General features: G+C 61.0%; 23 protein-coding genes. 16 read left to right on the top strand and 7 right to left on the bottom strand.

What is annotated here, in order from left to right; all coding sequences use genetic code 11:
• The first annotated feature begins 110 nt into the window (after window positions 1-110).
• The 4 genes from radA (at window position 111) to WDB91_RS09760 (ending at window position 4,292) form a co-directional block, all read left to right on the top strand.
• A complete protein-coding gene (gene radA, locus WDB91_RS09775; protein WP_339112375.1) occupies window positions 111-1,478 on the top strand; it encodes a DNA repair protein RadA in 1,368 nt (455 codons plus the stop codon).
• Window positions 1,479-1,510: 32 nt separating this feature from the next.
• Window positions 1,511-2,089 (top strand): CvpA family protein, encoded by a 579-nt coding sequence (locus tag WDB91_RS09770; protein ID WP_339112374.1) that lies wholly within the window; start codon window positions 1,511-1,513, stop codon window positions 2,087-2,089.
• A gap of 127 nt (window positions 2,090-2,216) precedes the next feature.
• A complete protein-coding gene (gene purF, locus WDB91_RS09765; RefSeq protein ID WP_339112373.1) occupies window positions 2,217-3,692 on the top strand; it encodes an amidophosphoribosyltransferase in 1,476 nt (491 codons plus the stop codon).
• Between the two features lie 126 nt (window positions 3,693-3,818).
• The gene (locus WDB91_RS09760; protein ID WP_339112372.1) at window positions 3,819-4,292 is read left to right on the top strand and encodes a hypothetical protein; all 474 of its coding nucleotides are present in this window, start codon (window positions 3,819-3,821) and stop codon (window positions 4,290-4,292) included.
• Window positions 4,293-4,399: 107 nt separating this feature from the next.
• Here the strand turns inward: WDB91_RS09760 and WDB91_RS09755 are convergent, their stop codons facing one another.
• On the bottom strand, window positions 4,400-4,777 hold the full coding sequence (locus tag WDB91_RS09755; RefSeq protein WP_339112371.1) for a cell division protein ZapA: 378 nt from the start codon (window positions 4,775-4,777) through the stop codon (window positions 4,400-4,402).
• Window positions 4,770-5,453 (bottom strand): hypothetical protein, encoded by a 684-nt coding sequence (locus WDB91_RS09750; protein ID WP_339112370.1) that lies wholly within the window; start codon window positions 5,451-5,453, stop codon window positions 4,770-4,772. Before WDB91_RS09750 ends, WDB91_RS09755 begins: the two co-directional genes overlap by 8 nt.
• A gap of 322 nt (window positions 5,454-5,775) precedes the next feature.
• Between WDB91_RS09750 and tkt the strand changes: the two genes are divergently transcribed.
• The 3 genes from tkt to WDB91_RS09735 are packed head-to-tail and all read left to right on the top strand — an operon-like array spanning window position 5,776 to window position 9,638.
• A complete protein-coding gene (tkt, locus tag WDB91_RS09745) occupies window positions 5,776-7,794 on the top strand; it encodes a transketolase (RefSeq protein WP_339112369.1) in 2,019 nt (672 codons plus the stop codon).
• A 35-nt stretch (window positions 7,795-7,829) separates the two neighbouring features.
• Window positions 7,830-8,726 (top strand): DMT family transporter, encoded by an 897-nt coding sequence (locus tag WDB91_RS09740; protein ID WP_339112368.1) that lies wholly within the window; start codon window positions 7,830-7,832, stop codon window positions 8,724-8,726.
• 39 nt (window positions 8,727-8,765) lie between these two features.
• Window positions 8,766-9,638 (top strand): lysophospholipid acyltransferase family protein, encoded by an 873-nt coding sequence (locus WDB91_RS09735; protein ID WP_339112367.1) that lies wholly within the window; start codon window positions 8,766-8,768, stop codon window positions 9,636-9,638.
• Window positions 9,639-9,698: 60 nt separating this feature from the next.
• Here the strand turns inward: WDB91_RS09735 and WDB91_RS09730 are convergent, their stop codons facing one another.
• On the bottom strand, window positions 9,699-10,649 hold the full coding sequence (locus tag WDB91_RS09730) for a DUF1223 domain-containing protein (RefSeq protein ID WP_339112366.1): 951 nt from the start codon (window positions 10,647-10,649) through the stop codon (window positions 9,699-9,701).
• 441 nt (window positions 10,650-11,090) lie between these two features.
• Here WDB91_RS09730 and acnA point away from each other — a divergent pair, with 441 nt between their 5' ends.
• The gene (acnA, locus tag WDB91_RS09725; RefSeq protein WP_339112365.1) at window positions 11,091-13,847 is read left to right on the top strand and encodes an aconitate hydratase AcnA; all 2,757 of its coding nucleotides are present in this window, start codon (window positions 11,091-11,093) and stop codon (window positions 13,845-13,847) included.
• Between the two features lie 142 nt (window positions 13,848-13,989).
• Window positions 13,990-14,301 (top strand): TM2 domain-containing protein, encoded by a 312-nt coding sequence (locus WDB91_RS09720; RefSeq protein ID WP_339112364.1) that lies wholly within the window; start codon window positions 13,990-13,992, stop codon window positions 14,299-14,301.
• A 3-nt stretch (window positions 14,302-14,304) separates the two neighbouring features.
• Here WDB91_RS09720 and WDB91_RS09715 read toward each other — a convergent pair whose 3' ends face one another.
• Window positions 14,305-15,258 (bottom strand): DUF3445 domain-containing protein, encoded by a 954-nt coding sequence (locus tag WDB91_RS09715; RefSeq protein ID WP_339112363.1) that lies wholly within the window; start codon window positions 15,256-15,258, stop codon window positions 14,305-14,307.
• Between the two features lie 171 nt (window positions 15,259-15,429).
• Between WDB91_RS09715 and purB the strand changes: the two genes are divergently transcribed.
• The 6 genes from purB (at window position 15,430) to WDB91_RS09685 (ending at window position 21,339) form a co-directional block, all read left to right on the top strand.
• Window positions 15,430-16,734: an adenylosuccinate lyase gene (gene purB / locus WDB91_RS09710; RefSeq protein ID WP_339112362.1), complete on the top strand. Its 1,305-nt coding sequence runs from the start codon at window positions 15,430-15,432 to the stop codon at window positions 16,732-16,734.
• A gap of 176 nt (window positions 16,735-16,910) precedes the next feature.
• The gene (locus tag WDB91_RS09705; protein ID WP_339112361.1) at window positions 16,911-17,972 is read left to right on the top strand and encodes a FliG C-terminal domain-containing protein; all 1,062 of its coding nucleotides are present in this window, start codon (window positions 16,911-16,913) and stop codon (window positions 17,970-17,972) included.
• 212 nt (window positions 17,973-18,184) lie between these two features.
• Entirely contained in the window at window positions 18,185-19,192 is a 1,008-nt protein-coding gene (gene gap / locus WDB91_RS09700; protein WP_339112360.1) for a type I glyceraldehyde-3-phosphate dehydrogenase, read from the top strand.
• A 35-nt stretch (window positions 19,193-19,227) separates the two neighbouring features.
• The gene (locus tag WDB91_RS09695; RefSeq protein ID WP_339112359.1) at window positions 19,228-19,371 is read left to right on the top strand and encodes a glyceraldehyde-3-phosphate dehydrogenase; all 144 of its coding nucleotides are present in this window, start codon (window positions 19,228-19,230) and stop codon (window positions 19,369-19,371) included.
• Window positions 19,372-19,459: 88 nt separating this feature from the next.
• Window positions 19,460-20,461: a type I glyceraldehyde-3-phosphate dehydrogenase gene (gene gap, locus WDB91_RS09690; RefSeq protein ID WP_339112358.1), complete on the top strand. Its 1,002-nt coding sequence runs from the start codon at window positions 19,460-19,462 to the stop codon at window positions 20,459-20,461.
• 179 nt (window positions 20,462-20,640) lie between these two features.
• Window positions 20,641-21,339, top strand: a complete 699-nt coding sequence (locus WDB91_RS09685; RefSeq protein WP_339112357.1) for a YfdX family protein — start codon at window positions 20,641-20,643, stop codon at window positions 21,337-21,339.
• A gap of 22 nt (window positions 21,340-21,361) precedes the next feature.
• Here WDB91_RS09685 and coaD read toward each other — a convergent pair whose 3' ends face one another.
• From coaD to WDB91_RS09670, 3 genes are all read right to left on the bottom strand, one after another.
• The gene (gene coaD / locus WDB91_RS09680; RefSeq protein ID WP_339112356.1) at window positions 21,362-21,859 is read right to left on the bottom strand and encodes a pantetheine-phosphate adenylyltransferase; all 498 of its coding nucleotides are present in this window, start codon (window positions 21,857-21,859) and stop codon (window positions 21,362-21,364) included.
• A gap of 200 nt (window positions 21,860-22,059) precedes the next feature.
• Window positions 22,060-22,494, bottom strand: coding sequence for a CBS domain-containing protein (locus tag WDB91_RS09675; RefSeq protein ID WP_339112355.1), 435 nt, complete (start codon window positions 22,492-22,494; stop codon window positions 22,060-22,062).
• Between the two features lie 221 nt (window positions 22,495-22,715).
• Window positions 22,716-23,630, bottom strand: a complete 915-nt coding sequence (locus tag WDB91_RS09670; protein WP_339112354.1) for a LysR family transcriptional regulator — start codon at window positions 23,628-23,630, stop codon at window positions 22,716-22,718.
• A 153-nt stretch (window positions 23,631-23,783) separates the two neighbouring features.
• Between WDB91_RS09670 and WDB91_RS09665 the strand changes: the two genes are divergently transcribed.
• Complete coding sequence (locus WDB91_RS09665; protein WP_339114500.1) at window positions 23,784-25,283, top strand: CoA-acylating methylmalonate-semialdehyde dehydrogenase; 1,500 nt, start codon at window positions 23,784-23,786, stop codon at window positions 25,281-25,283.
• Window positions 25,284-25,394 lie beyond the last annotated feature (111 nt).

The following is a 25,394-nucleotide window of genomic DNA, read 5'->3' as shown; positions in this document are numbered from 1 at the left end:
GCGCGCCAATTCCCCCGCCCCGATTTTCTCGCCCCGATTTTCTGCTCGGCAATTCTTGCAAGAGCGCTCCGGCCTCTTGATGTTCGCCCTGTGTTCCGCATATTTAACGGATGGCTAAGAACATCCTCTCCTATACCTGCACCGCCTGCGGCGCCGTCCATCGCAAATGGAACGGTAAATGTGATGCCTGTGGCGAATGGAACACGCTGATCGAGGAGGCCCCTCTTTCGGCGGGGCCCAAGGGCAAGACGCTGGGCACCTCCAAGGGCCGCGTCATCGGGCTGAGCAGCCTCGCCGACGAGGAGGCCCCGCCGCCCCGCACCTGTTCGGGCATGGTCGAATTCGATCGAGTTCTGGGCGGTGGTCTGGTGCCGGGATCGGCCATTCTGGTTGGCGGCGATCCGGGGATCGGGAAATCCACCCTGCTCCTGCAAGCGGTCGCGCGCTTTGCCCAAAGCGGTTTGAAGTGCCTCTATATCTCGGGCGAGGAAGCCTCCTCGCAGGTGCGGATGCGCGCGCAGCGGCTCGGGCTGGCCGATGCGCCGGTGCAACTGGGCGCCGAGACCAACCTGCGCGACATTCTCACCACGATGGAATCCGAGGCCCCCGATCTGGTGATCATCGATTCGATCCAGACCATGTGGGCCGATAATGTCGAATCGGCGCCAGGCTCTGTGTCTCAGGTCCGCGCCGCATGTCACGAGCTTGTCAGCTTTGCCAAGAAACGCGCCTGTTCGGTGGTTCTGGTGGGCCATGTCACCAAGGAAGGCCAGATTGCGGGCCCGCGCGTGGTCGAGCATATGGTCGATACCGTGCTCTATTTCGAGGGCGAACGCGGGCACCAGTTCCGTATCCTGCGCGCCGTGAAAAACCGCTTCGGCCCCGCCGCCGAGATCGGTGTTTTCGAGATGACCGGCGGTGGGCTGGCCGAAGTCACCAACCCCTCGGCGCTCTTCCTGTCGGAACGGGGTCAGGCCGCCCCCGGATCGGCGGTTTTTGCAGGGATTGAAGGCACGCGGCCTGTGCTGACAGAGATTCAGGCGCTGGTCGCCCCTTCTACCTTGGCCAGTCCGCGCCGCACCGTGGTGGGGCTCGATAGCGGCCGTATCTCTACGATCATCGCTGTGCTGGAAAGCCGTTGCGGCATCCCCTTCACCGGCCTCGATGTATTTCTTAATGTGGCAGGCGGGATGAAGGTGACCGAACCGGCAGCCGATCTGGCTGCCGCCGCGGCACTTCTGAGTGCCCGAGAAGACACAGCCCTGCCCGCCGATATGGTGATTTTTGGCGAAATCAGCCTCTCGGCGGCGCTCCGACCGGTGGGTCAGGCGGAAAACAGGTTGAAAGAGGCGGCAAAACTTGGTTTCTCACAAGCTATTGCTCCTTCCGGCACGAAAACCGAAGGGGGCGACGGGATCGCCCTGAGGAAACTCCCCGATCTCGTGACATTTGTCGGAGACATGTTCGGCGCCGGTTGACGCGCGGGCGAGACTGAAGGACGTAAAAACGTATGGACGGGTTCACTATCGTCGACGCCATCGTGGCGGTCATCATTATCCTGTCGGCCATTCTGGCCTATAGCCGCGGCTTCGTGCGCGAGGCGCTGGCGATTGTCGGCTGGATCGCCGCCGCCGTGCTGGCCTATATCTTTGCCGATGCGGCCCGCCCGCTCGTCGCACAGATCCCCGTGCTGGACCGTTTCCTTGCAGGCAATTGCGATCTGGCCACCATCGGCGGCTTTGCGGCGGTCTTTGCACTGGCACTGATCGTGATGAGCTTCATCACGCCCCTCTTCGCCTCCGCCGTGCAGCGTTCGGCGCTTGGCGGCCTCGATCAGGGTCTGGGCTTCCTCTTCGGGGTGATCCGTGGCGTGGTGCTCGTGGCTGTGGCCTTCGTCGTCTATGACCGTGTGATGGTGCATGACCAGATGGCCGTGGTCGACGATTCGCGCTCGGCCAAGGTCTTCTCGCGTATGTCGGTCCAGATGGACGAATCGATGCCCGCAGACGCGCCCGGCTGGATCACTGCCCGTTACGAACAGCTCGTCTCGGCCTGCCCGGTCGATCCCGCACAGCCGATCGAGCAATAACAGCCCCCCCGAGGGTAAAACGTGACATCGTTGTAAAGCTTTCTGGAACGGGAGGGGTTAACACCCCTCCCGTTTCGCATTATATGGCCCTCAACCCTCCCAGATTCCGAGCCCGGAGCCAGTTTCCATGAACGATCTGCCCCAGCCCTTCCTTTCCCATCCCTTTGATGATGACAAGCTGAAGGAAGAATGCGGCGTCTTCGGCGTTGTCGGCGTAAAAGACGCAGCCAACTTCGTGGCGCTCGGCCTGCATGCGCTCCAGCACCGCGGCCAGGAAGCAGGCGGCATCGTCGCCCATGACCCCGAACACGGGTTCAACTCGGCCCACCGTTTCGGCTATGTCCGCGATAACTTTACCAAAGCCTCGCTGATGGAGACCCTGCCCGGCCCGATCGCGATCGGCCATGTGCGCTATTCCACCGCCGGCAAAAAAGGCGCCGTGATCCGCGACATCCAGCCCTTCTTCGGCGAGTTCTCGCTGGGGGGTGCGGCGGTTGCGCATAACGGCAACCTGACCAATGCCGACCAGCTCCGCCGCGAACTGATCGAGATGGGCGCGATCTTCCAGTCCTCCTCGGATTCGGAATGTATCATCCACCTGATGGCGCGCTCGATCCAGAAACGCCATGCCGACCGGATCGCCGATGCGCTGCGCCGCGTCGAAGGCGCGTTCTCGGTGGTTGCGATGACCCGCACCAAGCTGATCGGTGTCCGCGATCCACTTGGTGTGCGCCCGCTGGTTCTGGGCCGTCTGGGCGATAACGGCTTCGCCCTGTCCTCCGAGACCTGTGGCCTCGACATCATCGGTGCCGAGTTCGTGCGTGAAATCGAACCGGGCGAAATGGTCGTGATCGAGAACGGGCTAGTGAAATCCTCCCGTCCCTTCGCGCCGGCCAAATCGCGCTTCTGCATCTTCGAACACGTCTATTTCTCGCGCCCCGACAGTTCCTATGGCGGTCGCTCGGTCTACGAGACGCGCCACCAGATCGGCGTGGAACTTGCCCGCGAGGCGCCTATCGAGGCGGATCTGGTCTGCCCCGTGCCGGATTCGGGCACGCCTGCAGCCATCGGCTTCTCTCAGGAATCGGGGATTCCCTTCGCACTCGGCATTACCCGTAACCAGTATATGGGGCGGACCTTCATCGAGCCGACAGAGCAGATCCGCAATATGGGCGTGCGTCTGAAGCTCAACGTCAACAAGGCGCTGATCAAGGGCAAACGGGTCATTCTGGTGGATGACTCGGTTGTGCGCGGCACCACTTCGCGCAAGATCAAGGACATGATCCTTGATGCGGGCGCCAAGGAAGTGCATTTCCGCATCGCGTCCCCGCCCACCGCATGGCCCTGCTTCTATGGCGTCGATACGCCCGACCGCTCCAAACTCCTCGCCGCCAAGATGACCGAGGACGAAATGCGCGACTGGATCGGCGTCGACAGCCTCAAATTCATCTCGCTGGACGGTCTCTACCGTGCCGCAGGCGAGGCCGAGGGCCGTAATAAGGAAAACCCGCAATATTGCGATGCGTGTTTCTCCGGCGAATATCCCATCTCGCCCGCCGACCAGCTGGCCAAGGGCTTCCAGATGAAGACCGCCGCGGAATAAAATTCCGGCAACGGCGCCCCTCAACAGGGCGCCGTTTGTGCATTTGCAGCAGCGGTTAACGGGTTATCCACGGTTCACGCATAAGTTGATGATCAATCAGCCCTTGCCGCAACTACGGATATAGCAATGCCTAACAAGTCGATCCCAGCCGACCTATTTCTACAACTTCATGCCACAACAATGGCATTGCGCGAGATCGCCAATGGCGACGAGCATCTGATTATTGATCCCCGCACTAAAGCAGAACTTGCCATGCTCTCCAGTGCGCCGCTCGGGCTGCGCCTCGTGGCGCATAAGGAAGATGATCTTAAGATCATCGCCCTGAAACTGATCGTGACCGAGATCAACGAGCCTTGCGCCAGCTGTATCATGCATACCGCATCGGATGCGCCGGTCGAGATCGAGACCCGTGGCGGCACGCCCGAGGTCAAGAAGGCCGCCGAAGACCTGATGCTCCGCGAGATCGAGCGTCTCAAAGGTGTTCTCAAGATCCTCAAGAATAACGGGATCGAGAATTGGGGCCGCGGGTTCTTCGGCAATGCCCATTCGGCAAAACCACGCGAACGGGACCAGATCATCCTCGATCTCGCCCGCCCCTGAAATTCGGATTACCACTCGCAAAACCGCTGCTCGCCCTTACGGGCGGGCAGTTTCCGTTCCAGCATCCCGCACTGCGCCCACCGGCGCGCGATGAACGGGTGCAGGGCTCAGAGAACGTCCTCGATATTATCCGCAAGCGCTTCGGCACGGGCCGCAATCTCGGCAAGCGCTTCGGTCATCTCCGGCGGGATCACCGGAACCTCGACCTTCGCCACATTGGATTTCGCCTCGGTCAGCTCGGACTGGAGCCGCGCCATATCCGCCTTCATCGCGGCGATCTCGTCCTCGACCGCCGCGGTGCGATCCGCCAGCATGAGCCCCGCCATCAACAGCATCTTGGCCTCGGGGATGCGCCCGATCTGCCCGATCAGCACGGAGGCCTCGCGGTCGAGCATCTCAGCCGCCGAGCGCAGATAGCTCTCTTCCCCGTTCTGGCAGGCGACCTCGAAGTCACGCCCGCCGATGGTCACGATCACTTCAGCCATTCGGGGTCTCCTCGCTTGCCTCTTCGTCTTCCGGTTGGATCTGCTCCGGCACAGCCTTCTCCGCAGCTGCATCCTCGCGCAATGCGGTATCGCGGGCGGCAAGGAGCGGCTCGATCCCCCCGATGATTTCATCTAGGGCCGCCCGTTCCGCCGTGCGGGCCGCACGCAGCGCCTCGACCTCGGCGCGCAGGGCCTCGTTGATCTGCAGCTGGGCCATCCGGCCTCCCGCTTCGATCAACCCGCGATTGGCGGCAATCAGTTCGGTATTGGCGGCCTGCAGGCGCTCGATTTCCGACAGTGCCTGGGTCAGGGCACGGGCGCGCTGACCCAGCCGTTTCTCCAAGGCCGAAAGCGCAGCCTCGCGCTCGGTCGCGGCGAGTTCAATCTGCGCTTGCATGTCCTTGATCTCTTCGCGTGCAGCCAGAAGATCTTCGGACAAGGATTTGTTTTCATTCTGCAATCCCTCGACAAGGATTGCTTCCGGAGCAACCATCTTCTCGGGTTCGGCCACGGCCTCTGCCACAGGGACGGCCTCAAGCGTGGCTCTGGCCTCGTCCAGATCGCTGCGCAGTGCGTCACGCCCATTGACCAATGTCTCGACATTCTTGGCGACACGGGCCAGAGCGAAAGCCAGCCTCCGTTCATATTCCGCGAAATCGGCCGCCTTATCTGTCATCGTGTCAAATCTCCGCTTAACAGCACCTTGCCTGCTGATCTTAATCTAGTCACAAACCAGCGGCCATATCAAATCACCGGATGGGTTCCCCCAAGCGCGGGGCCCGGCCTGCGCCCACGAATCGCGCTATTTACGGTGTTAGTCTGCAGTTTATCCCCTCAGGTCAAGACATTCCCAGTCCGCGCCCCAATATGATCAGCAACTTGGCGCCCGTTCTTGCGACAAAGACCAAAACCGCCTCCACGCAGGCTTGATATTCAGGCGATCCCTGCTATCAGGGGCCGAACGAACGCCACCAAGTCGCCGTATGAGGATCCCGCCCATGGATATCGCCACGCTTCGTGAACAGCACCCCGACCACTGGAAACTCGCCTCGGCCATCCGCGCCCTTGCGATGGACGCCGTGCAGGCCGCCAATTCCGGTCACCCCGGCATGCCGATGGGCATGGCCGATGTGGCGACCGTTCTGTTCCAGAAGCACCTGAAATTCGATGCCAAAGCTCCGAAATGGATGGATCGTGACCGGTTCGTGCTGTCGGCAGGCCATGGCTCGATGCTAATTTACGCTCTCCTCTATCTTTGCGGCGACGCGCAGGTGACGCTCGAGCAGATCAAGAAGTTCCGCCAGAAGGGCGCGCTCACCGCGGGCCACCCCGAGAACTTCCTGCTCGATGCCGTGGAAACCACCACCGGTCCGCTGGGTCAGGGCATCTCGACCGCCGTGGGTATGGCGATTGCCGAGGAAAGCCTGCGCGCGCGCTTCGGCAAGAAGATCTTCGATCACAAGACCTATGTGATTGCAGGCGACGGCTGCCTGATGGAAGGCATCAGCCATGAAGCCATCGGCCTTGCCGGCATGCAGAAACTCAAGAACCTCGTCGTTCTGTGGGACAATAACAACATCACCATCGACGGCCGCGTCGACAAGGCCTGCATCACCGACCAGCGCATGCGCTTCAAGGCTGCGGGCTGGAAAGTGCTGCATTGCGACGGTCATGATCCGGAAGATATCGACCGCGCGCTGACCGAAGCGCAAAAATCGAACGCACCGGTCTTCATCGACTGCAAGACCATCATCGGCTTCGGTTCGCCCAACAAGGCCGATACCTACTCGGTTCACGGCTCGCCGCTGGGGGATGCGGAAATCGACGCCACCAAGAAAATCTATGGCTGGGATCACGGTGCCTTCGAGATTCCTGCGGATGTGAAATCCACCTGGGAAGCCATCGGCGCGCGCGGCGCGGCAGAGCGCGGCGAATGGGAAGAGCGTTTCGGCGCAATTTCGGCCACTAAACAGGCGGAAATCACCCGCATGATGGACGGTGGCGTGTCCAAGAAGCTTGCTGGTGCCATCCGCAAGTTCAAGAAGGACAATTCCGAGGCGGCGCCTAAAGTTGCCACCCGCAAGGCATCGGAAATGGTGCTGGGCGCGATCAACCCCGCCGTTCCCGAAACCATCGGCGGCTCGGCTGACCTCACCGGTTCCAACCTGACCAAGACCGCCGATCTGGGTGTCTTCGATCCCGAGAACCGCAAGGGCCGTTATGTCCATTACGGCATCCGCGAGCATGGTATGGCGGCGGCGATGAACGGTCTTTGGCTACATGGGGGCGTGCGCCCCTATGGCGGCACCTTCTTCTGCTTCACTGATTACGCCCGCGGTGCGATGCGTCTGTCGGCGCTGATGAAAGTGCCTGCCGTCTACGTCATGACCCATGACTCGATCGGCCTTGGCGAGGATGGCCCGACCCACCAGCCCGTAGAGCATCTGGCAATCTGCCGCGCGACGCCCAATACTTGGACCTTCCGCCCGGCGGATGTGATCGAGACGGCGGAAGCGTGGGAAATGGCGCTGACGACCGAGGAAACCCCCTCGGTGATCGCGCTCTCGCGCCAGAACCTGCCGACGCTGCGCACCAAACACACCAACCAGAACATGGTCTCCAAAGGCGCTTATGTGATCGAGGAAGCCGAGGGCAAGCGTCAGGCGATCCTGATGGCGACCGGCTCGGAAGTCGAGATCGCGCTGAAAGCCCGCGAGATCCTGCAAGCACAGGCCATCGGTACACGTGTGGTGTCGGTGCCCTGTATGGAACTGTTTGACGCGCAGGACGAGACCTATCGCCGCCGTATCCTGCCCGCAGGCGCTGTGCGCGTGGCCGTGGAAGCCGCAATCCGTCAGCCGTGGGACAAATACCTCCTCGGCGAGCGTGGCCGCGAGACCAAGGCGGGCTTCGTGGGTATGGAAGGCTTCGGCTCCTCCGCTCCGGCCCCCGAGCTTTACGAGAAATTCGGCATCACCCCCGAAGCGATTGCCGAAAAGGTCAAATCCCTCCTGTGAGACCAGCTGGGGATATGAACCAAGAGGGGGCCGCAATGGCCCCCTCTTCCGTTGCGGCGGGTGGCGGGGCCGAAGGCCGCGTCGCGCCGCGCAACGGGCTTGGCATGCTCTGCGTGCTGGGAGCCTTCGCCTGTTTCACGCTGATGGATGCCATGGCCAAGGGGCTGTCGCGCCAATATGATCCGGTGCAGATCGTCTGGCTGCGCTATCTGTCCAACACGCTGTTGCTGGTGGCGATCTTCGCGCCCCGCCTGCACCGGCTGCTGCCCTCGCGCCAACCCGGCTTGCAGATTGCCCGCGGTTTGATGCAGCTTGCCACCGTGCTCCTATTCTTTACCGCGATCCAGTTTATCGGGCTCGCCGAGGCGACCGCACTTGCCGATCTCAACCCTGTGCTGGTCACGCTGGGGGCTGCGCTCTTTCTGGGCGAGAAGCTCGGACCGCGCCGCCTTTTAGGGATCGCGGCGGCCTTCTGCGGTGCGATGATCATCATCCGGCCCGGTCCGGGCGTCTTTCACTGGGCCTCGCTTCTGGCATTGGGGACCGCGATAAGCTTTGCAGGCGGCATGCTGATCACCCGCCTGATCCAGAAGGACGGGCTGATCACCTCTCTCCTTTGGGGCGCAATCATCGGATTGATCGGCTCGAGCCTCGCGCTGCCTTTTGTCTGGCGGCCGATTAGCGCCGATACGCTCTTGCCGATCCTCGGGCTCGGCCTCACCGGCGCCATCGGTCAGGGCTTCATCGTCAAGGCCTACAGCATTGCCGAAGCCTCCTCTCTGGCTCCTCTGGGATATACCGGGCTGATCTTTGCCACACTCTGGGGGATCGTGTTCTTCGGTCAGTATCCCGATCTCTGGACGGTGACCGGTGCGCTTGTGATCGTGAGCGCCGGACTTTATGTCTGGTGGCGTGAAAACCGCAGGGCCTGAGCGACACGCCGCCCCCTGTGGCACAAGACGGAGACCCCGATGCCCAAACGCGCAACCCCGAGCCTCACCGACAAGCTGTCGAATACCGTCTTCAGGGCGGGGATGGGGCTGTTGCAGCTGATGCCCTATGAAAAGCGCATCCCCATGGCGGGACGGCTGATGACATGGGTCTCGCCGGTGCTGGGCTTCCGGCGCCGTATCCGTGCCAATCTGGCCCTGACCTGCCCCGATATGCCGCAGACCGAGGTCGAGCATCTCTGCCGTGCCGTGCCCGACAATATCGGGCGCACGCTGGCCGAGATGTTCTCGGGACAAGAGTTCATCGCGCATGTGGGCAATGTGGCCATCGAAGGTCCGGGTGCGGCGCGGCTCATCCAACTGAAGGAAGAAGGCCGCCCTTGCGTGCTCGTTTCGGGGCATTTCGGCAATTATGACGCGGCCCGGGGCGTGCTGATCGCGCGGGGCTTCCCGATTGCGGGGCTCTACCGCCCGATGAACAACGCGCTTTTCAACCGCGACTATCTGGCCGCGATCGAGACCGTCGGCACGCCACTCTTCCCGCGTGACCGCCGCGGCATGACCAATATGCTGCGGCATCTGAAATCGGGCGGCATGGTGGCGCTGGCAACGGACCAGTATTTCCGTAGCGGAGCAATGCTCGACTTCTTCGGCCATCCCGCGCCCTCGCCGCTATCGGCGGCAGAGATGGCGCTTCGGCTCGAAGCGGATCTGATTCCGATCTATGCGATCCGCCAGCCCGACGGGTTGAGCTTCCGTATCTTTGTCGATACCCCCGTGCCACCTACGACGCCCGAAGAGATGACACAGGTTACCCTGCATTCGCTCGAGGCGCAGGTGCGCGCGCATATGGACCAATGGCTCTGGATCCACCGCCGCTGGCGCAAGAAATAAACGCAGCAAAAAAGCCCCGCCAGAAGGTCGGGGCTTCGGCAATATCGCCGCAATTGGTCGTTACTTGATGCGCGCGGAGCCGACGATCGCGCCGGGCAATGGAACGGTTCGCCCGGGCTGCGAGGTCTGGACGATCACCACCGCCGGATTATCGCCCTCGACCTGCGTATCAAAGCTCATTGGCGTCTCGCCATCCCAATCAGCCACGATATGCCACTGGGTCACGATATTGGCGTAATTGACGGTCAGTCCCGCATTCTCGCCGCGCAGGATATCGACGGAGGCATCGGGGATATAACGCACCACCTGCACCATGGCATCCTGCCCGAGCGCAGTCTTGGCGGCCAGCGAGATCCGGTAGTTGGCTCCGTCCTGCGCCACCGAGATCTCGACCGGCGAGGGTTTCGATGTTGCGGCATCGAGGGCGGATTTGATCGCCATCCGGTCAGCGCCCAAGAGGCGCTGCTGACCATTCACGATCATCTGCGGGGTGTAGATCATCCGCTCCTTTACCGCACGGGCATAGCCCTTCTGGCGCGAGGTGAAGGCTGGCTGGCCGAAGGGATCCTTCCAGCCCAGATAATCCCAGTAATCCACATGCAAAGCGAGCGCGATCACATCGTCCCGCGCGGCCAGCCCCTGCAACAGCTTGTCGGCGGGCGGGCAGGCCGCACAACCTTGCGAGGTGAACAGCTCGACCACGATCGGTGTGCGCATATCGGGCGTGTCGAGCGTGGCGATGTCGCGCGACGACGCGACATCCTCGGATCCTGTGGCGCTGCCGGTCGCGGCCTGATCGTTCTGCTGGAGCCCGTCCTGAAGGGAGGGCGGCACGGAAGGTGTCTGCGCGCCTCCCATCATATCAGTCGGGGTGCCCTCCTGCGCCCAGACCGGATCGGACAGGCACACCGCTCCCGCGAACGCGCCAAGGCTGAACAGGAGCGCAAAGCGCAAGGGCAAGGCGCGGAACTGTTGTCTTTTCGCCGGATGATCCACCTGCGCAGTCGTCATGGAAGCGTCCAAATCCTTTACATTCCGCCAGAAGACTTAATCAGCCCCTGTGATGAAAGCCAATCAAGGTTTTGCGAGATGGCACGGGCACGGTTACGGCGTCATATTTGCCACGCGACAGAATTCGCCAGCAAGATGGATATACGGTTAATCGGTAACTGGCGCAGATTTGCAACGCCCACCCGAGCAGCGGCACGGATTAAGGTGGACTCTCGCTTCCCGCGCATTAGCATCAGTCGCAGGGCCGGTCAGATATTGAGGGCCCGCACGCGGCGCGCCTTGCAGGGTGTCGTATGTTCCGGCATGTCGCCGGAGCCCGATCGCCCTCGTGCGCAGTATACTGTTGCATACAAAAATTGCGCCTGCCCCCTTGTCCTCCCCCCCTTACCGCTCCAGATTAGGGGCAGCGATACCCTATTGACCTAGAGGGAGGCCAGACACATGCCCATCGAAACCGGCAATGATACCGCCAAGACCCGTCGCAAGCTGACGGTCGGCGACAAGACTTTTTCCTATTATTCCATTCAGGCAGCCTCCGATGCGGGGCTTGGCGATTTCTCCAAGCTGCCCGCCTCGTTGAAGGTCGTCCTTGAAAATCTTCTCCGCTTCGAAGACGACGGCTTTTCGGTGTCGGTCGATGACATCAAGGCCTTCGGCGAGTGGGCCGAAAAAGGCGGGAAGAACCCTCGCGAGATTGCCTACCGCCCTGCCCGCGTGCTCATGCAGGATTTCACCGGCGTTCCCGCCGTCGTGGATCTGGCCGCGATGCGCGACGGCATCAAGGGCTTGGGCGGCGACGCCCAGAAGATCAACCCGCTGGTGCCCGTCGATCTGGTGATCGACCACTCGGTGATGATCGACGAATTCGGCAATCCGCGCGCCTTCCAGATGAATGTGGATCGCGAATACGAGCGTAATATGGAGCGCTACGAATTCCTCAAATGGGGCCAGACCGCGTTCAAGAATTTCCGCGTCGTGCCGCCCGGAACCGGCATCTGCCATCAGGTGAACCTCGAATATCTCGCCCAGACCGTCTGGACCGATACCGATCAGGAGGGCAACGAGGTCGCCTATCCCGATACATTGGTCGGCACTGACAGCCATACCACGATGGTCAATGGCGCCGCCGTTCTGGGCTGGGGCGTGGGTGGCATCGAGGCCGAGGCCGCGATGCTGGGCCAGCCGATCTCCATGCTGATCCCCGAGGTCGTGGGCTTCAAGCTGACCGGCGCCATGGTCGAGGGCACCACCGGCACCGACCTCGTGCTAAAGGTCGTCGAGATGCTACGCAAACATGGTGTGGTGAACAAATTCGTCGAATTCTATGGCGATGGGCTCGATAACCTGCCGCTTGCGCAACGCGCCACCATCGCCAATATGGCGCCCGAATATGGCGCCACCTGTGGCTTCTTCCCGATTGATGCCGAAACCCTGCGCTATCTGGAACAGACCGGACGCGAGAAGGACCGGATCGCGCTGGTCGAGGCCTATGCCAAGGAGAACGGCTTCTGGCGCGATGCGGATTACGCACCGATCTACTCCTCGACGCTCGAACTCGATATGGACACCATCGTCCCGGCGATCTCGGGCCCGAAACGCCCGCAGGATTACGTCGCGCTGACCAATGCCGCGACCGCCTTCGACGCCGTGGTGCGCGAATTCCGCGGCCAAGATGAATCCCAGGCGTCCGCCGATATGCTGGCCGAGGCTCCTGCCCCTGATACCGTGGCCGATCTGAAAAAATCGGTGACAATGGAGTTCGAGGGCGAGGAGATCACCCTGCATGACGGCTCTGTCGTGATTGCCTCGATCACGTCCTGCACCAATACCTCGAACCCCTATGTGCTGATCGCGGCAGGGCTTGTGGCGCGCAAGGCGCGGGAACTGGGCCTGAACCGCAAACCGTGGGTGAAAACCTCGCTGGCACCCGGGAGCCAGGTGGTGACCGAATATCTCAATGCCGCAGGCTTGCAGGAAGATCTCGACGCGGTGGGCTTCAACCTCGTGGGCTATGGTTGCACCACCTGTATCGGTAATTCCGGTCCGATCCATCCCGATCTGTCGAAAGCGATCAATGACAACGACCTGATCGCGACCTCGGTCCTGTCGGGCAACCGCAACTTCGAGGGGCGGATCAGCCCTGATGTGCGCGCCAATTATCTGGCCTCGCCGCCACTGGTAGTGGCCTATGCGCTGGCGGGCGATATGAATATCGACCTCGCCGCGAGCCCCATCGCGCAGACCCCCGAGGGCAAAGATGTCTATCTAAAAGACCTCTGGCCGTCGGATAAGGAAGTGGCGGATCTGGTGGCCAAGGTCGTCACCCGCGAGGCCTTCCAGTCGAAATATGCCGATGTGTTCAAGGGCGACGAGAAATGGCAGGCAGTAGAAGTCAATGGCGGCGAGACCTATGACTGGCCGGCCTCCTCGACCTATATCCAGAACCCGCCCTATTTCCAGGGGATGAAGCCCGAGGCCGGCACCATCTCGGATATCAAGGGAGCGCGGGTGCTGGCGCTCTTGGGGGATATGATCACCACCGACCACATCTCGCCCGCAGGCTCGTTCAAACCATCGACCCCTGCCGGTAAATATCTGACCGAGCGTCAGGTCGCGCCGAAGGACTTCAACAGCTACGGCTCGCGCCGCGGCAACCATGAAGTCATGATGCGCGGCACCTTCGCCAATATCCGCATTAAGAACGAGATGCTCGATGGTGTCGAGGGCGGCTTCACCAAGGGGCCCGATGGAGAACAGACCACCATCTTTGACGCCTCAATGGAGTATCAGAAAGCGGGCACGCCGCTGGTGATCTTCGGCGGCGAGCAATATGGTGCGGGCTCCTCGCGCGACTGGGCGGCCAAGGGCACGAACCTTCTGGGCGTCAAGGGTGTGATCGCCGAGAGCTTCGAGCGGATCCACCGCTCGAACCTGATCGGCATGGGGGTCATTCCCTTCGAGTTCACCGAAGGCGATACCCGCAAGTCGCTTGATCTGACCGGAGAGGAAGTGGTGACGATCGAAGGGCTCGAGGGCGATATCAAACCGCTGAGCCTTGTCCCCTGCACCATCGAATATGCCGATGGCAGCAAAAAGGAGATCAAGCTGAAGGCGCGGATCGATACGGCCGTCGAGATCGAATATCTCAAGAATGGCGGCGTGCTGCATTATGTGCTGCGCAATCTCGCCAAAGCCTGATCGGCTGATATGACGAGAAAGGCCCCGCCCCTCGTGGCGGGGCCTTTTGCATGGGCGGGGCCTGCCTTACGCAAGCGCCCCTTGAAACGCGCCCCTCTCTCCCCATATCCATAAAGACACATGTAACAAGGATTTACATCACATGGACGAGACCCGTCAGCTTTATGTAGAGCAGCGCGTGGCCAACGAAAAAAAATCGGCGCTGATCGCCTATCTTCTATGGTTTTTCCTGCCGATGCTGGGCGTGCACCGCTTCTATCTCGGGCGGTGGATGTCGGGGCTGATCATGCTCATCCTGTTCGGGATCGGCACGGCGCTGGCGGTGATCCTGATCGGCTATATTCCCTTGGCTTTTGTGGGGCTCTGGTGGCTGATCGATGCGCTCCTGATCCCGTCGATGATCCGCCGGGATATGGACGAGATGCGCGCCCGCTATCTGTGGGAAAGCCGCTAAGTATCAGATACCGAGGCGTAAATGGCTGGTCTCCAGCGTTTGCGCCTCGTGGGCGCTGAGGCTTTCGGGGTGCACCATCTGCGTATGGATGGAAAACACCACCGCACGGGTCTGCGGTAGCCGCACGAGCCCCTGCCGCTCGACGCGGATCAGAGGGCGCTCCGCTCGCGCCCGACCGCGCTCGGCTTCTGGGCGGCTGTCGAAGAGATGCTGACCTGTGCGCGAGGCGGTCCCGCGCATCAGCGCCCGCCCCGGTTGCACCCCGTCCAGCAAGCGCTGCACACGGCGGCCCAGATCCTCCGTATAGATCTCGACGGGCTTATGGATACGCATCATCGGGCGGCCGATTTTCTCGGAGAGCTGCCAGCCCGCCGGAAAACACAGGATCGCGCCGGTCAGCAGATGCTCGCCCGAAGGCCCGTCCTGCATCAGGCAGAAATCGTTCTGAGTGAGCCTTCCGAGCGTGAGAAGCGGATGCTGCGCGTCGAGCAGGACCGCGCGCCCGTCGGGGCAGATCATCCGCTCCCCCTCCTGCCGGTAGCCCTTGGCGGGCAGCAGATCCAACACCATCCCGTAGAGCTCCCGCGCAGCCTCTTCGGCCTGCGGCAAAAGCGCATGCACCGCCTCCTCGCGCTCGGCGATCAGCGCCTCGCGCAAGGCCATCTGCCCCGCATAGGCGTCATCCACCTCGATCCAGTCGGCCAGATCGAGCGGCACGATCCCCGGCAACCGGTTGGTGCGCGGATCGGCCCAAGGGGCGAAAGACAGACGGGATTGCAACACATGTTCCATGCCCCGAAGCTGCCCCCGCGCGCGGTTCCCGGCAAGCAGCTTTGCGCCATGCGCGGGCCAGTTTGCGACACTCACGCCCGTTTCAGAGACGATGGCCGGATCGGTGCGCGAAATTCCGGCGTCCGGCAACGCATCGCGCGATGGATTCGCCCGATTATGCGCCACGCCGCGACACCGAGCGCGCAAGCGCCCCGATTTTACTCTCCCTACCGCCATTGATGCGCTAAATCGGCCAGTTTCCCTCCCCATCGCTGCCCCTCCGCCTTGCCCGAACGGGGCGCGCGGTCTAGAAGCGCCCCGACAGCACACATCAAGCGCAATCGAAAGGTCTCAAGCATGATCCCGCGTTATGCCCGTAAAGAGATGGTCGACATCTGGGAACCGGCCACCAAATTCAAGATCTGGTACGAGATCGAAGCCCATGCCTGCGATGCACAGGCCGCCCTCGGCGTGATCCCCAAGGAGAATGCAGACGCCGTCTGGAAAGCCAAGGATGTCGAGTTCGATGTCGCGCGCATCGACGAGATCGAAGCCGTCACCAAACATGACGTGATCGCCTTCCTGACCCATCTGGCCGAGCATGTCGGTTCGGAAGAGGCGCGCTTCGTGCATCAGGGCATGACCTCCTCGGACGTGCTCGATACCTGCCTCAACGTGCAACTGGTGCGCGCCGCCGACATCCTGCTGGCCGATCTCGACCGCGTTCTGGCCGCGCTCAAGACCCGCGCGATGGAGCATAAGAATACCGTCCGCGTTGGCCGCTCGCATGGTATCCACGCCGAGCCCACCACGATGGGTCTGACCTTTGCCCGCTTCTATGCCGAGATGGACCGCAACAAGGCCCGTCTGCAGGCAGCCCGCGCGGAAGTCGCGACCGGCGCGATCTCGGGTGCGGTCGGCACCTTTGCCAATATCGATCCGGCGGTCGAGGAGCATGTGTGCAAGCAGCTGGGCCTGACCCCCGAGCCGATCTCCACACAGGTCATTCCGCGTGACCGCCATGCAATGTTCTTTGCGGTGCTGGGCGTGATCGCCTCCTCGATCGAGAACGTTGCCATCGAGATCCGCCATATGCAGCGCACCGAAGTGCTGGAAGGCGCGGAATTCTTCTCGATGGGCCAGAAGGGCTCGTCGGCGATGCCGCATAAGAAAAACCCCGTTCTGACCGAGAACCTGACCGGTCTGGCGCGTCTGGTGCGCATGACCGTGGTGCCCGCGATGGAGAACGTGGCGCTCTGGCACGAGCGTGACATCTCGCATAGCTCGGTCGAGCGTGGCATCGGCCCCGACGCGACCATCACGCTGGACTTCGCACTGAACCGTCTGGCAGGCGTCGTCGAGAAGATGCTGATCTTCCCGCAGAACATGCTCGACAACATGAACAAGTTCCCGGGTCTGGTGATGAGCCAGCGCGTGCTTCTGGCGCTGACGCAAGCGGGTGTGTCGCGCGAGGACGCCTATTCCATGGTGCAGCGCAATGCGCTGAAGGTCTGGGAAGAGCGTCTGGACTTCCGCGAGCTGCTGCTTGCTGATGAAGAGGTCGTCAAGGCGCTTGGCGTGGACGGTATCAACGCGAAATTCGACATGGACTACCATACCAAACATGTCGACACGATCTTCAAGCGCGTCTTCGGCGCGTAAGGTCATCAGTATCGTTTATGAAAAGGCGCCCCTTCGTGGGCGCCTTTTTCTCATTCTGGTTGTGAGTATAGTTAACTTACGCGAATTGCGTGTTTTTTTCTGATTTCCGGTAACCGCCCCTTAACGCTGAACTGCGAATGTGTGCCGATACAAGGCAGAAAGTCATGGAGTCTCGGGTGAACCAACTTGCCACTTTGGGGAATTTTTCGGCGGCCAGCTTCGATATGGGAAGCTCTCGCCCCGCATTGAGCAAAAAGCAGAAAGCCGCCATCATCGTGCGTCTTCTGTCCTCCGAGGGCGAGAAACTGCCGCTGATGCAGCTAAGCGATGACCAGCAGACGGAGCTTGCCGAGGAAATCTCGCGCCTGAGCCTCGTCGACAAGGACACCATGAATACGGTGATCGAGGAATTCTGCACCGAACTGGAGGCGATCGGTATCACATTTGCCGGTGGTCTGGATTCCGCCCTGAAGCTTTTGCAGGGCCAGCTGACGCCCTCTGCCGAGAGCCGGCTACGCAAACTCGCGGCGGGCAATTCGCGCTCCGACCCGTGGGAGCGGATTGCCGCACTCGAAACCGATGCTCTGGTGCCGATTGCGGATGAGGAAAGCATAGAGATCTGCGCCGTGCTGCTCTCCAAGCTAACGGTGGCGAAATCGGCCGAACTGCTCTCGAAAATGCCGGGCGAGAAAGCACGCCGTGTGGCCTATGCCGTCTCGCTGACCGGCAATATCGCGCCGGAAACCGTCTGGAAGATCGGTCAGGCGATTATCGCGCAGGTGGATGCCGTGCCAGTGCGCGCCTTTACCTCCGGCCCTGTCGAGCGTGTGGGGGCGATTCTCAACTACACCCGTGCCACAACGCGTGACGATGTGCTGAACGGCCTTGATGAGGCCGATAAGGATTTCGCCGATCAGGTGCGCAAGGCGATCTTCACCTTCGCCAATATCCCTGTGCGTATCGCCAAGAAAGACCTGCCGAAGATCCTGCGCAATATCCCTCAAGAGAACCTGCTGACCGCGCTTGCGGCCTCGACCTCGGGCGAGAACCAGAAAGCGGCGGAATTCATCCTCGAGAACATGTCCAAGCGGATGGCCGATGGTCTGCGCGAGGAGATGCAGACACTGGGCAAGGTCAAGGACAAGGATGCCGAGGACGCCTATGGCGTCGTGGTCAACGCGATCCGCGAGATGGAGGCCGCAGGCGAGATCTTCCTTGTTGCCGAGGACGAGGATTAAGCCTTTTATCGATGCAATCGATTCCCCCATTGCCGTCGCAAGAGGGCACTCCCGCGGCGCGCCCAGCAGTAAGCTGCCGAAGTTATCGCCACCGTTAGCGCAACCTTGGAATGTTTACGCTAGCATATTGATCTGAAATGTTTTCTCGAAACGCATGCGATGGTATCCAAGGGGCAATTCACGCATCCGATCGCTTCGCTTGGGAGAGCATCATGACAGTCACCATCGGGATTAACGGTTTCGGCCGTATCGGGCGCTGCACTCTGGCGCATATCGCGGAAGCCGCGCGCAATGATGTGCAGGTCGTCAAGATCAACGCCACCGGGCCGATTGCGACCAATGCCCATCTTCTGAAATACGACTCGGTCCATGGGCGCTTTGGTGGTCAGGTGAAGGTCGAGGGAAACACGCTCGATCTCGGCCAGGGCCCGATCGAGGTAATGTCGACCTATAATCCGCAGGAGCTGGATTGGGAGGGCGTAGACGTTGTCATGGAATGCACCGGCAAGTTCAATGCCCGCGACAAGGCCGCCGTTCACCTGACCCGCGGTGCTAAGCGCGTGCTGGTCTCGGCCCCCGCGACCGCCGTTGACCGGACGGTCGTCTATGGCGTGAACCACCGCGATCTGACGCTGGCCGATGAGGTTGTCTCGAACGGATCGTGCACCACGAACTGCCTCGCGCCGCTGGCCAAGGTCCTCAATGACGCCATCGGTATCGACTCGGGCGTGATGACCACCATCCATTCCTATACCGGTGACCAGCCGACGCTGGACCGCCGCCATAAGGATCTCTACCGCGCCCGCGCCGCCGCAATGGCGATGATCCCGACCTCGACGGGTGCTGCCAAGGCCATTGGCGAGGTGCTGCCCGAACTCGCCGGCCGCCTTGATGGCTCCTCTATCCGCGTCCCCACGCCGAATGTCTCGGCGGTAGACCTGACCTTCATCGCCAAAAAGACCGTGACCGTCGAGGACGTGAACGAGGTGGTGCGCGAGGCCGCAATGGGCCATATGGGCAAGGTTCTGGCCTATGATCCCGAGCCCAAGGTCTCGATCGACTTCAACCACACCCCCTACTCGTCGATTTTTGCTCCCGACCAGACGAAAGTCACCGGTGGCAAGCTTGTGCGCGTGCTGGCTTGGTATGATAACGAATGGGGCTTCTCCTGCCGGATGGCCGATGTGGCCGGCACGATGGGCCGTCTTCTGCTGAACTGAGGCTTCCGGCCAGCCGGGAGCGGAAACGGGGGTCTATGACCAACATCATCGCTCTTTGGCTGGCCGCCTTCGTCGTGCTGGCGATCATCGCCGATTTCATCCTGACCGGCGGCCACACGCTCTTCTTCCTTACTGTCAAATTGACTGATCTTGTCGATTATCTTCAATTCTGGCGCTGATGACCCTACATTCGCGTTGACCTTTCATGGCGAATGTTCATGTTAGCGCAAACGACGACAAAGGCGTCGCAGAAGAGAGGAGACAAAGATGACGGTCAAAGTAGCGATCAACGGTTTCGGTCGGATCGGGCGCAACGTTCTGCGCGGTATTATCGAATCCGGTCGGACCGATATCGAGGTTGTGGCGATCAACGACCTCGGGCCCGTCGAAACCAACGCGCATCTCATCCGGTTCGATTCGGTTCATGGCCGGTTCCCGGGTGAAGTCACCACTGGCGAGGACTGGATCGATGTTGGCCGTGGCCCGATCCGTGTCACCGCGCTGCGCGATCCCAAGGAACTGCCCTGGGGCGATGTCGATGTCGCGCTGGAATGCACCGGCATCTTTACCGACCGCGAGAAAGCCAAGATCCATCTGGAGAACGGCTCCAAGCGCGTTCTGGTCTCCGCCCCCTCGAACGGTGCCGACAAGACCATCGTCTTCGGTGTGAACGACAACACCCTGACCGCCGAGGATCTGGTTGTCTCCAACGCGTCCTGCACCACCAACTGCCTCTCGCCCGTGGCCAAGGTGCTCAACGATAGCGTGGGCATCGTGAAGGGCTTCATGACCACCGTGCACAGCTATACCGGTGACCAGCCGACGCTGGATACGATGCATAAGGATCTCTATCGTGGTCGTGCCGCGGCCCTGTCGATGATCCCGACCTCGACCGGTGCGGCCAAGGCCGTGGGTCTGGTTCTGCCGGAACTCAATGGCAAACTCGACGGCGTCGCAATCCGCGTGCCGACCCCGAACGTCTCGGTCGTCGATCTGACCTTCGAGGCTTCCCGTGCAACCACCGTCGAAGAGATCAACGAGGCGATCAAAGCCGCCGCTGATGGCCCGCTGAAAGGCGTTCTGGGCTATACCGCGCGTCCGAATGTCTCGATCGACTTCAACCACGACCCCCATAGCTCGACCTTCGCCTTTGATCAAACGAAGGTGATGGACGGCACGATGGTCCGTATTCTGACCTGGTATGACAATGAATGGGGCTTCTCGAATCGTATGGCGGATACCGCCGTGGCGATGGGTAAGCTCATCTGAATATTGGCAAAAATGTGTCACAAAAGGGGCCCTCGGGGCCCCTTTTTCATTCCACTCACTTTGGCTTGAAAGCTATGTGACTGGAATCGCGGAACCTTTCTTTCCATGCTGCGTTATCTTTGCAACAGCGCCGGGAAATCCCTGCCCTAATCGATAACTACTCCTCGGAAAGGAGTCACATGATGGACTGTAAAACTCGTTTTGTTTCGGCCGCTCTCATCGGGAGCCTGATCTCCGCCACCGCGATCGCCCCGGTTTTCGCAGAAGAGGCGCAAACGCCCGATCTGGAGAAAATCGAACAGAAATCGGCGACGGATGCAGACCTTGTGAAACTCTCCAAAAATGCTGCGCTATCGATGCATGCGGTGCGCGGCGCACGCCTCGCTATGTTTGATGGCCAGAAAGAGGCTGCAGGCAAGATGATCGACGGGGCTCTGACCTATATGCAGAAAGCTGAAGCCAGCGACAGCAAGGGCATCGCGCCGATGAACACTACACAGCCCGGCGACTATGTGCCCTTTGATCTGGCCATGAATGTCGGCGCCGATTTTTCGGTGACCAAGCAGAACGAGCATCAGATCGAAGCCGCGCAAACCATGGCGGCAAATGGTGACCAACTGGGCGCGGCCAAACTTCTGAAGGCATCGGATGTTTCGGTGGGTCTGTCCTCGGCACTCATCCCCGCCGATCTTGCAACCGAGCAGCTGAAAGATGCGCAGGACGCCTATAAGGCCGGCGATATGGACAAGGCCAACATGGCGTTGAAGGCGGTCGAGGAATCGGTGGTGTTCCAGAATGTGAACTATACCGAGATCCCCGATCAGTCGCCGCAGATCAGCCGTAACAATGCCGCCGCCGTGCTCCGGAACGAAAGCTGACCTTACAACTGCCTGACTTAGGTCAGGCAGTTTTCAGTTTGGCGGTCAGGCGTTGATGCACAAGCGGCGTGACGAAATGCGACACATCACCATCGAGCCGCGCGATTTCCTTCACCAGTTTGGACGCGATCGCCTGACGGCGCGCATCGGCCATCATGAACACGGTCTCGATCTCGCTATTGAGTGCGCGGTTCATCCCGACCATCTGGAATTCATATTCGAAATCGGCGACAGCCCGCAGGCCACGAATGATCACATTGGCACCGACATCGGCCGCACAATCGATCAACAGGTTCTCGAACGGATAGACCTGGATCTCGCCCCCCCGCTTGGCGGTGATCCGCGCACATTCCGCCTCGATCATCTCGACGCGTTCTTCAAGAGAAAAGAGCGGGCCCTTGTCGCGGTTGATTGCGACACCGATCACAAGACGGTCCACAAGCGACAGGCCGCGTTCGATAATATCGAGATGCCCCAGAGTAACCGGATCAAAAGTGCCGGGATACAGGCCGATACGCATGATTGGGGGGCTCCTACCTCTGCTTTTGCGCGTCCTCGCCCGCGCAGTCATCAAGGCACAGGCAACAAGATTGTGTCAGCAGATGCAAGGGTTAACGCGCGCAGAGCGCGAAAACTGGTGCAGATTTACGACCAGTTCCGGCGATCGACCCCCTGACGCCATCGACCGATAGGGCGGGCCACTGGCCCACCCGCAGTCTTTCAGTTACCCATGATCATTCCGGTCAGGGCTTCTTTTTCCATATGCAACTCGTCCACACGCGCCGCAGCCACATCGCGGATCGAGATCAGACCGACCATCTCGCCATCGGCAACGACGGGCATATGGCGGAAACCGCCCGCGCTCATCATTTCGAGAACCTCGGTCGTGGTGGTGGTGCGGCAGCAGCTGGTGATCTTGGTCGACATGATCGTGGAGACCGGATGCGACAGGCAGGTGCCGCCATGGCGACCGATCTCGCGCACCAGATCGCGCTCCGACACGATCCCGTCGATATGTTTGCCATCGCGTGACACAACGACCGCACCGATCTTGCGCGCCGAAAGCAGGCGGGCCACATCGGCAATCGAGTCCTCGGGCACTACGGTTACAACGCCGTCATCTTTCTTCGACTTCAGAATTTGCAGAACCTGCATGGTATCCTCCTCGGGCTGGAATGTCCTTTCCCCAAGTTCAAGGGTCGGGGTCAGACCCCCTTCATGTCAAGCCCGAGCAGTGAACAAGAGATTGCCAGATGCGTATTTCCGCGCGACTCCCGCCAGAGTTGCGACAGTCTGCCGCAGGCGGGTGCCCCTTTTTTGGGCGTAAGCTAGCTCATTGGTTTCTAAAGAATTAATAAGCCCAACCCGAAACGAAACTACTCCGGCAAAGGCAGCCCCTGTGCCGCCAATGTTTCCAGCCGCGCCACTTCCGCGCGCAGGCCCTGCCCCAGCATCTCGGCCACGCGGGTCAGCCGCTCGGAGCGGCGATCATCGGCATGGCGCAGCAACCAGAAGGTGCGCCGGATCGCCACTTCCTCGGTCAGCACCGTCACCACTCCCGGCGCGAAGGGCAGCGCGAAATCATGCACCACGCCCAGCCCTGCACCGGCCCGCAGCATTTGCATCTGAACCGAGACTGAATTCGAAGCCAGCTGCACCCGCTCCGCCCCTGTCTCGGACAGATAATCGAGCCCCTTGTCGAAGATCATGTCGGCGATATAACCGACAACCCGATGATCCCTGATATCGGCCTTCGTGCGGATCGGCGGATGGGCGGCCAGATAATCGCGATGCGCGGCCAGATGCAGGTGGTAATCGGCCAGTTTCTGGACCGTGAGCCGCCCCGCCGTGGGCCGGGAGACGGCAATCGCCATATCGGCCTCGCGCTTGGAAAGGTTGAATACCCGCGGAAGTGCCACGATCTGCAGATCCAGCTCGGGGTTCTCCTCGGTGATCCTTTTGCAGATCTGCGGCAGCAAGTAATTGGCAATCCCGTCAGGCGCACCGATCCGCAGCTGACCCGTCAGCTTGCCCGCCTGCCCACTGATCTCCTCTTCGGCCTGCCCCATCACCTGTTCCATCGCCTCGGCATGCGGCAAAAGCCGCGTGCCCGGATCGGTAAGCGTATAGCCTTGGGGAGATTTCAGAAAAAGCTTCGTCGACATCACCTCCTCGAGCCGCGCGACACGCCGCCCGACTGTCGCGGCGTCACATTTCAGGCTGCGCCCCGCGCCCGAAAGGCTCTCGGCACGGGCCACCGCAAGGAAAACACGCAGATCGTCCCAGTCCATTTACCACCATCCCCTTCAGGCTTTGCGAATTTGCAAAACGTCCTTTGAGACTTATCCCCTTTTCTGCGCAATCCCGCAACACTAGCCTGCTCTCCAGAAACTGCCCTTGGGCAGACAGAGGAGGACACTATGAAAGATTTCGGGAGCCAAGGCGTGAAAGAACTGGGTCATTGGATCAACGGCGAATATGTCGCCGGCAAATCGGGTCGTTTTGCGGATATCTACAATCCCGCAACCGGTGAAATTCAGGCCAAGGTCGCGCTGGCAACGGTCGAAGAAGTGCAATCGGCCATCGCGAAAGCCGCCGAGGCGCAGGTGAAATGGGCGGCCACGAACCCCCAGCGCCGTGCCCGCGTGATGATGAAATTCGCGCAGCTGATCAACGACAATATGGAAGAGCTGGCAGAGCTGGTCTCCAAAGAGCACGGCAAGACCATCCCCGATGCACGTGGTGACGTGCAGCGTGGTCTGGAAGTGGTCGAAGTCTGCCAGGGCGGTCCGTCGCTGCTCAAAGGCGAATACACCGATAACGCCGGTCCGGGCATCGACCTCTACTCGATGCGTCAGGCTCTGGGCGTTGTGGCCGGCATCACGCCGTTCAACTTCCCGGCAATGATCCCGCTGTGGAAAATGGCGCCCGCACTGACCTGCGGTAACGCGATGATCCTCAAGCCCTCCGAGCGTTGCCCCTCGACCTCGTTCCGTCTGGCCGAACTGCTGAAAGAAGCAGGCCTGCCCGATGGCGTTCTGCAGATCGTCAATGGCGACAAGACCGCAGTAGACGCGATCCTCGACGACGAGACCATTCAGGCCGTAGGCTTCGTGGGCTCGACCCCGATCGCGCAATATATCTATGGCCGCGCCACCAGCAACGGCAAGCGCGCGCAGTGCTTCGGCGGTGCGAAGAACCATATGATCATCATGCCCGATGCGGACATGGACAAAGCCGCAGACGCGCTGATCGGCGCGGGCTACGGTGCGGCAGGCGAACGCTGCATGGCAATCTCGGTTGCGGTTCCGGTGGGTGAAGGCACCGCCGAGAAACTCGTCGAGCGTCTGGTTCCGAAGATCGAGAAGCTGAAAATCGGGCCGTATACCGCAGGCGAAGACGTGGATTACGGTCCGGTCATCACCAAAGCGGCTCAGGACCGTATCCTCGGTCTGATCGACAAGGGTGTGGAAGAAGGCGCGACGCTGGTCACCGATGGCCGTGGCTTCAAGCTGCAAGGCTACGAGAACGGCTTCTATGTCGGCCCGACGCTGTTTGACAACGTCACCCCGAATATGGAGATCTACAAGCAGGAGATCTTCGGACCGGTCCTGTCGATGGTTCGCGCAGAATCCTACGAGCAGGCTCTGGCTCTGGTGATCGAGAATGAATACGGCAATGGCACCGCCATCTACACCGCCGATGGCGATGTGGCGCGCGACTTCGCAAGCCGTGTGAATGTGGGCATGGTCGGCATCAACTTCCCGATCCCGGTTCCGCTGTCCTACTACACCTTCGGCGGCTGGAAGAAATCGGCCTTCGGCGATCTGAACCAATACGGTCCGGATGCCTTCCGCTTCTACACCAAGACCAAAACCGTCACCGCACGCTGGTTCTCGGGCATCAAGGACGGTGCCGCGCTGAACTTCAAGGCGATGGACTAAGCTCCCGCTCGGGCTTTGCCGCCCGGCACGAAAGCCGCCCCTCGGGGCGGCTTTTTCTATTTGCGGAACAGCTGCGGCCACGGCGGGGTTGAGCGGGAGAAAGGATCTTCC

Origin of the sequence: Thioclava sp. GXIMD2076 (assembly GCF_037949795.1) — a bacterium.
Classification (GTDB): domain Bacteria; phylum Pseudomonadota; class Alphaproteobacteria; order Rhodobacterales; family Rhodobacteraceae; genus Thioclava; species Thioclava kandeliae.
This window is presented reverse-complemented; position numbering and strand designations above follow the sequence as displayed.

Excerpts from the sequence above, each read along its gene's own strand:
- radA (WP_339112375.1), top strand. The coding sequence starts at position 111 with ATGGCTAAGAACATCCTCTCCTATACCTGCACCGCCTGCGGCGCCGTC.
- WDB91_RS09770 (WP_339112374.1), top strand. The coding sequence starts at position 1,511 with ATGGACGGGTTCACTATCGTCGACGCCATCGTGGCGGTCATCATTATC.
- purF (WP_339112373.1), top strand. The coding sequence starts at position 2,217 with ATGAACGATCTGCCCCAGCCCTTCCTTTCCCATCCCTTTGATGATGAC.
- WDB91_RS09760 (WP_339112372.1), top strand. The coding sequence starts at position 3,819 with ATGCCTAACAAGTCGATCCCAGCCGACCTATTTCTACAACTTCATGCC.
- WDB91_RS09755 (WP_339112371.1), bottom strand. The coding sequence starts at position 4,777 with ATGGCTGAAGTGATCGTGACCATCGGCGGGCGTGACTTCGAGGTCGCC.
- WDB91_RS09750 (WP_339112370.1), bottom strand. The coding sequence starts at position 5,453 with ATGACAGATAAGGCGGCCGATTTCGCGGAATATGAACGGAGGCTGGCT.
- tkt (WP_339112369.1), top strand. The coding sequence starts at position 5,776 with ATGGATATCGCCACGCTTCGTGAACAGCACCCCGACCACTGGAAACTC.
- WDB91_RS09740 (WP_339112368.1), top strand. The coding sequence starts at position 7,830 with ATGGCCCCCTCTTCCGTTGCGGCGGGTGGCGGGGCCGAAGGCCGCGTC.
- WDB91_RS09735 (WP_339112367.1), top strand. The coding sequence starts at position 8,766 with ATGCCCAAACGCGCAACCCCGAGCCTCACCGACAAGCTGTCGAATACC.
- WDB91_RS09730 (WP_339112366.1), bottom strand. The coding sequence starts at position 10,649 with ATGACGACTGCGCAGGTGGATCATCCGGCGAAAAGACAACAGTTCCGC.
- acnA (WP_339112365.1), top strand. The coding sequence starts at position 11,091 with ATGCCCATCGAAACCGGCAATGATACCGCCAAGACCCGTCGCAAGCTG.
- WDB91_RS09720 (WP_339112364.1), top strand. The coding sequence starts at position 13,990 with ATGGACGAGACCCGTCAGCTTTATGTAGAGCAGCGCGTGGCCAACGAA.
- purB (WP_339112362.1), top strand. The coding sequence starts at position 15,430 with ATGATCCCGCGTTATGCCCGTAAAGAGATGGTCGACATCTGGGAACCG.
- gap (WP_339112360.1), top strand. The coding sequence starts at position 18,185 with ATGACAGTCACCATCGGGATTAACGGTTTCGGCCGTATCGGGCGCTGC.
- WDB91_RS09695 (WP_339112359.1), top strand. The coding sequence starts at position 19,228 with ATGACCAACATCATCGCTCTTTGGCTGGCCGCCTTCGTCGTGCTGGCG.
- gap (WP_339112358.1), top strand. The coding sequence starts at position 19,460 with ATGACGGTCAAAGTAGCGATCAACGGTTTCGGTCGGATCGGGCGCAAC.
- WDB91_RS09685 (WP_339112357.1), top strand. The coding sequence starts at position 20,641 with ATGATGGACTGTAAAACTCGTTTTGTTTCGGCCGCTCTCATCGGGAGC.
- coaD (WP_339112356.1), bottom strand. The coding sequence starts at position 21,859 with ATGCGTATCGGCCTGTATCCCGGCACTTTTGATCCGGTTACTCTGGGG.
- WDB91_RS09675 (WP_339112355.1), bottom strand. The coding sequence starts at position 22,494 with ATGCAGGTTCTGCAAATTCTGAAGTCGAAGAAAGATGACGGCGTTGTA.
- WDB91_RS09670 (WP_339112354.1), bottom strand. The coding sequence starts at position 23,630 with ATGGACTGGGACGATCTGCGTGTTTTCCTTGCGGTGGCCCGTGCCGAG.